This is a genomic window from Monashia sp. HAY1-2A (assembly GCF_056755315.1).
Map to the genome: position 1 here is coordinate 1 of NZ_JBNDHY010000208.1, position 6,448 is coordinate 6,448.

General features: G+C 74.8%; 5 protein-coding genes. All 5 read right to left on the minus strand.

Translation table 11 applies throughout. From position 1 onward, the window contains the following. The coding region (locus ACPYOM_RS20345) for a YbhB/YbcL family Raf kinase inhibitor-like protein (protein WP_481347340.1) at positions 1 to 284 on the minus strand (284 nt) is incomplete at its 3' end. Between the two features lie 74 nt (positions 285 to 358). Further along, positions 359 to 1,339, minus strand: coding sequence for an SGNH/GDSL hydrolase family protein (locus ACPYOM_RS20350; RefSeq protein ID WP_481347341.1), 981 nt, complete (start codon positions 1,337 to 1,339; stop codon positions 359 to 361). Further along, positions 1,332 to 2,444 carry an alpha/beta hydrolase gene (locus tag ACPYOM_RS20355; RefSeq protein WP_481341327.1) on the minus strand — a complete coding sequence of 371 codons (1,113 nt, stop codon included), beginning with the start codon at positions 2,442 to 2,444 and terminating at the stop codon, positions 1,332 to 1,334. Before ACPYOM_RS20355 ends, ACPYOM_RS20350 begins: the two co-directional genes overlap by 8 nt. Beyond that, positions 2,435 to 5,782: a bifunctional lysylphosphatidylglycerol synthetase/lysine--tRNA ligase LysX gene (gene lysX / locus ACPYOM_RS20360; protein WP_481347342.1), complete on the minus strand. Its 3,348-nt coding sequence runs from the start codon at positions 5,780 to 5,782 to the stop codon at positions 2,435 to 2,437. Before lysX ends, ACPYOM_RS20355 begins: the two co-directional genes overlap by 10 nt. Positions 5,783 to 5,853: 71 nt before the next feature. Beyond that, positions 5,854 to 6,448: DUF421 domain-containing protein (locus ACPYOM_RS20365; RefSeq protein ID WP_481347343.1), on the minus strand; the 595-nt coding region annotated here is incomplete at its 5' end.

The window sequence follows — 6,448 nt, forward strand, 5'->3', positions numbered from 1 at the left end:
GCGCCGGTGTCGAGCGACGTGACGTCGGCCGGGAGGTCGACGAGGACCCAGTGCCAGTAGCCCGACGGCGTGGGGGCGTCCGGGTCGAAGCAGGTGACGACGTAGCTCTGCGTGCCCTCGGGTGCCCCGCTCCACGACAGCTGCGGGGAGGTGTTGCCGCCGGACGCCACCTGCGCGTCGGCCAGCGGCTCGCCGTCGGTGACGTCGGTGCTCGTCACGGTGAACGACGCGACGGCCGGCAGCAGCTCGTACGGGTTCGGTGCGACCGGGCGGTCGAGGCTCATGCGGTGCTCCTTCGATCGGGTGCGGACGGTGCCGGTGACCGGGATCCGGCCCCGGTCCCGACCCTAGACCGGCCTCAGCCCGAGGCCCAGCGGCCGACGGCGCCGGCGTCCTCGAGGGCGTCGTAGACCGCCGCCATGAGCAGGGTGTGGCCACTGGCGTTGGGGTGGTCACCGTCGTCGAGCAGGTCGCTCGTCGGGTCGCGGTCGCCGGCCTCGCCCTTGAGGGGCGTGTAGGCGTCCACGTAGACGGCGCCCGTCGCGGTGGCCACCTGCTGGACGGTGCTGTTGACGACCTTCGTCAGGGCGTCGCTGCCGAGGACGAAGGCGCCGCCCTGCGCGCGCCCGACGGCACCGTCGACGGTCACGTTCCAGTAGCCGACGACCGCGACGCGGAGGTCCGGGTTCGGGTCGGCGGCCTTGACGCCGTCGACGATCCGCGTCAGGCCGTCGTGCAGCCCGTGGAGCGTGTCGGTCCAGCACGGCGACGTCGCCGCCGGCAGGCAGGTCGGGTCGTCCACGCGGTCGAGGTCGAAGTCGTTGGCGCCCACCTCGACGACGACGAGGTCGGCGCCGACGATGTCGCGGTGGGTCGACGCGGAGTCGAGGTCGTGCTCGACGTCCTCGGTGGTCCACCCGCCGACGGCGTCGTTGTGGATCACCGGAGTCCGGCCCGTGGCGGACCCGAGCCGGGCGCCGAGCTGCTCGACGTAGCCCGCGCAGCCGCACGTCGTCGCCGACGGCACCGAGTCGCCGAGCGCGACGACGACGAGGGGGGCGGGCGAGGTCGACGTCGCACCGGAGGTCGGCGGCGCGGACGGGTCGGCGCCGGTGGGGACGCCTGCGGGACGGCCGGCACCACCGACGGCGTCCTCGAGCGTGCCGGGGCCGACGCCGGCCGCGAGGGCCACGGCGACGAGCGCCACGGCGCACGCCGCGACGACGAGGCCGATGGCGACGTGGTGGGCCCGGACGCCGAGGTGCCGGTGCGGCCGACCGTGCGCGGTCCTGTGCCCGCTTCGCCTCGCCGCGGGACGGTGCCCTACGGGGTCAGCCACGGAACCCCGGCAGGGTCTGGCCGAGCCAGGCCATGGCCCGACCGACGTACGGCTCCCACACGGTGTCGCGGTGCCCGCCCGAGGCCAGGACGGTGGCCGCCACGTCGAGCGGCGGTTTGGCGACGCTGAGGAACTTCGACGTCGACGGGTAGGACAGCGGGTCCTGGCGCGAGGTCAGCACCCAGAGGGCGACCGGCGGTGGGCTCGTGCGGGCGAGGCGGACGAGGTCGTAGGCCTCGGTGCCGCGCGGCGTCAGCGGGTCGTAGCTCGCCGAGAAGTCCGGGCGGAAGTAGCCCTGCAGGACGATGGCGGCCCCGAAGACGTCCGGGTGACGCATCGACAGCGACGCGGCGCACCAGCCGCCGTACGAGTAGCCCATGACGGCCCAGGACGTGCGGTCGCGACGCGCGTGCAGGTGGGTGACGACCCAGGCGGGCAGGTCGCGGGCCAGCCACGTGTCGGTCTGCGGCAGTCCACGCGCGCCGTTGACGCACTCGGTGTCGAGGCTGGCGGGGGTGTCGATGCGCGGGATGACGACGAGCGAGGGCGCGAGCCGGTGCTGCGCGACGAGGGCGTCGGCGGTGGTGAGGAAGTCCAGCCGGGAGAACGACTGGGGGCTGCCGGGGAACCCGTGGAGGCCCTCGATGACCGGGTACGTGCGGCTCGAGGCGGGGTCGTAGCCGGCCGGCAGGTACACGAGCACCTGTCCGGACATGCCGGTCCGCGGGTCGGTGACCACATAGGTCTGCAGCCGCGAACCCGGTTGCGGCAGACGGTAGCTCGTGGGCCCCGTGGCCCGGGCGAGCCCCGGCCCGACGACCTTCGCCTCGACCACCTCCCGGGCGCCGCCGCCGTGGTGCAGCTGCACCTCGGTCGAGCGGGACCCGAGCAGGTCGGACCAGCTGGAGTAGAAGAGGTACTGGTCGTTGAGGGCGGCACCGGCCAGGGCGACGACGACGACGTTGAGCAGCACCACCTGGACGCCGCGGACGGCTCCGTGCGCGACGCGTCCGCCCCAGCGGGGCCAGCCGACGACGACGAGGGCGAACAGGGTGAGGGCCACGAGGACGAGGACGACGATGACGCCGGGGTCGGTCAGCTCCACGTCAGGCTCTCCCTCTTCTCCGTGCTCCGCCGGCCCCCCGGCTCGGGGCGCACGAAGGGGAAGGTGAGGACCGAGCGGATCGGGGTGTTCGTCAGGAGCATGACGAGCCGGTCGACGCCGATGCCGAGACCGCCCGTGGGCGGCATGCCGAGCTCGAGGGCGTGGAGGAAGTCCTCGTCGACCTCCATGGCCTCCGGGTCGCCCGCGGCGGCCTTGAGCGACTGCTCGGTGAGGCGTCGGCGCTGCTCGACGGGGTCGGTCAGCTCGCTGTACGCGGTGCCCACCTCCATGCCCGCGACGACGAGGTCCCACCGCTCGACGAGCCCGCGCTCGGTGCGGTGGGGGTGCACCAGCGGCGAGGTCTCGACGGGGAAGTCGGTGTAGAAGGTCGGCAGGACCGTGACGGGCTCGACGAGCCGGCTGTAGAGCTCCTCGACGACGTGGCCCCACCCGGCGTCGTCGGGGACGGTGATGCCGTGCCGGGCGGCGAGGTCGAGGAGCACGTCCAGGTCGGTGTCGGGGCCGACGGGCAGGCCCACGGCACGGCTCACCGCATCGAGCACGGGCACGACGGGGAAGGACGCACCGATCTCGACGAGCTCGACGCCGTCGAGGCCGTCGCGGACCCGCCCCGGCGGCGGCAGGGGGATGACGGGTCGGCCGTGCACGGCGACGGCGGCCTCGCGCACGAGGTTCTCCGCCAGGAGGCGCATGTCCACGTAGTCGGCGTGCGGCTCGTACACCTCGAGCGAGGTGAACTCCGGGTTGTGGGTGGCGTCGGCTCCCTCGTTGCGAAAGCTGCGGCCCAGCTCGAACACCGGGCCGAGGCCACCGACGAGGAGCCGCTTGAGGTGCAGCTCGGGAGCGATGCGCAGGGCCAGGTCGATGCCGTAGGCGTTGATGTGGGTCCGGAAGGGGCGAGCGGAGGCGCCGCCGTGCGTCACGTGCAGCATCGGCGTCTCGACCTCGAGGAAGCCGCGCTCGGCCAGGGTCCGGCGCAGCGTCGCCACCACGGTCGAGCGGCGCCGCAGCAGCTCGACCTGGGCGGGGTGCACGAGCAGGTCGGTCGACCGACGCCGCACGCGGGCCTCGGGGTCGTCGAGGCCGCGCCACGGCACCGGGTGCAGCGCCTTGGCCTCCAGGCGCCAGTCGTTCACGAGCAGGCTCGGCGTGCCGGTGCGGGAGCGCCCCGTCCGACCGGCCAGGCGCACGAGGTCCCCGGTGTCGACGGCGGCCGTGAACCGGCCGAGGGAGCGCCGCCCGGTCCGGGACGTCTCGAGGAGGGCCTGGAGGCGCACCCCGGCGTCCTCGAGGGTGACGAAGACGACGGCGCCGTGGTCGCGCAGCCCACGGACGCGGGCCACGACCTGGACGGGTTCGCCGTCGCTCCACGAGCCGCAGCGCACCCCGGGGACGAGGGCGAGGGGGGTGACCGGGCCGCCCCCGACCGGGTAGGGGTCCTCGCCCGCCGCCCGGAGCCGGTCGAGCGTCGCGAGGCGGTGCCGCGACTCCTCGCTGCGCCGGGGCCCGAGCCGGGTGGGGTCGAGGGCCGGCCCCGCCGCCTCGAGCACGGCCACCTCGGCGAGGTGCTCGGCATCGAGCAACCCGCTCGTCGAGCGGTGCCGGGCCGGCCAGGGCACGAAGCCCTCGAGCGCGGCCGCGGCGATGACGACCTGGGGAAGGGAGAGGCCGTCGTCGTAGCAGAGGAAGCGCGGGGTCCACTCGGGGTCGTACTTGTCGGTGGCGCGGTAGAGCCGCTCGAGCTGCCAGAACCGGTCGAACAGCCCGAGCACCGACGCGTTGAGGCGGGTCAGCGTGCTCGACCCGAGGCGGGCGGAGCCGGCGAAGACACCGCGGAACATGCAGAAGTTGAGCGAGACCCTCGCGATGCCGAGCTCGTCGGCGCGCGTGAGCAGCTCGGTGACCATGAGCTCGGTCGTGCCGTTCGGGGCGTCAGGCGAGCGGCGCATGAGGTCGAGGGAGATGCCGGCGCGGCCCCACGGCACGAAGGTCAGCAGACCGACCGGCGTGCCGTCGGCGTCCGCCGCCTGGACGTGCACGACGCGGCCGTCGGCGGGGTCGCCGGTGCGGCCCAGGGCCATCGAGAAGCCGCGCTCGGTGTCGCCGGAGCGCCACTGCCGCGCCGACGCCGCGGTGCGGTCCAGCTCGTCCGGGGCGAGGTCGGCCTGGCGCCGGATGCGGACCGTCACGCCGGCGCGACGGGCCCGGGCGGCCGCCTGCCGCGCGCGTGTCAGTCGGGCGCCGTCGACGTCGATGCGACCTGGCACGAGGACCGCCTCGTCGCCGAGGGCCACGACCCGCATCCCCTGCGACGCATAGGCTCGGGCACCATCCTCGCTCGCCGCGAGGACCGCCGGCAGCCAGCCGTACTCGCGGGCCTCGGCACGCCACGCGTCGATGGCGGGCAGCCAGGCCTCGCGCGGGCCGACCGGGTCGGCCGAGGCGAGGGACACACCCGCGGCGACGGCGTACGTCACGGCCGCGCGGCCCTCGGCGTCGAAGACCGACGCCTTGTCCCGCCGGGTGGCGAAGTAGCCGAGCGAGTCGTGGCCGCCGTGGCGGGCGAGGAGGCGCCGCAGCGAGACCTCACGCTCGGGCGACCAGCGGTTGACCGGCCGGGCCGAGGCGAGGAAGAGGGTGACGGCCACGACGATCGTCGCGCCGGCGCAGAGGGCGACGGTGTCGACGACCCACGGAGGCACGAAACCGCCCGGCCGCGGCGAGACCCCGCCGAGCACCGCGAACACCGTGCCGACGAGCGCCTCGGCCTGCGACCGGGGCACGCCCACCGCGCCGAGCAGCCCCCACGCGACGCCGAGGGTCGTGACGGACCCCGCCACGAGGGCGACCGCCGCGAGCCAGCCCGACCCGCGCTGGAGGCGCCCGGTGAACTGGCCGCGGAGCCGCCACAGCCACCACCCCGCGGCGAGCGCGACGACCATGCCGGCGGCGTCGACGAACCGGCCGAGGTCGCCCCGGGTCTGCCACATCCACAGGTACGGGCGGCGCGCGGGCGGCAGCACGGCGACGAGCCCGATGAGCACCCCGAGCGCCTGGAACGCGGCGACGAGCAGCAGCCCGATCCGCTTGCGACCGAGGAGCGCGCGGGTCACGATCGCCAGCACGACGACGGACAGGACGCTGGGCGCGACCGGCACGTTGAGCAGGCCGAAGACCACCTCCGTCGGCGTCGGGCCGGGGCGGTGCGGATGGGACAGGACGAGCAGCAGAGCCACGACGGTGGCGAGGGCGTAGGTGCCGGTGAGAACGCGGGCCGCGCGGGGTGATCCCGGGTCGACCGGTCGGCGAGTGGCCATGGCCCTAGACGATGGACCGGTGCGCTGGACGCTCGCTGCACGTCTCCTGTGGACGGAGTGACGCCGCTCGGTCAGGCCTGCGGCGGCTTGTCCGGGGCGCCGGACTGCGACGGGTCGCGGGTGAAGAACGACAGGCGGCCGTCGGCCTCGAGCACGGCGTACTCGATGTCGGCGGTCGAGCGGATGCCCTGCTCGCGGGCCGCCACGAGCAGGTCGGGAAGGGACAGGCGCTGGCGGCGCATCGCGTCCTCCACGGGGGAGCCGTCGGCGAAGACGAGCACGGGGCGCCCGGTCACGAGGGGGCGGACCCGGGGGAAGCGCCACTGGGTCCACGACAGGCCGACCGTGAGCAGCGCGAAGGTGCTGACCGCGAGGATCGCACCCGTGACGGAGTAGTCCTGCTGCGTCACGCCCTGCTGCACGAGGTCGCCCATGGTGACGTAGAGGACGAGCTCGAAGGTGCTGAGCTCACCGAGCGTCGACCGGCCGACCGACCGCGTGACCAGCCAGAGGAAGACGAAGACGACGAGCGCGCGGGCGACGATCTCCACGGTCTGTCTCTTATACACATCTCCGAGCCCACGAGACGCGTAGTAATCTGGGGGGGGGGCGTTTTGTGTGGGGGGGGGGGGGGGGGGGGGGGGGGGGGGGGGGGGGGGGGGGGGG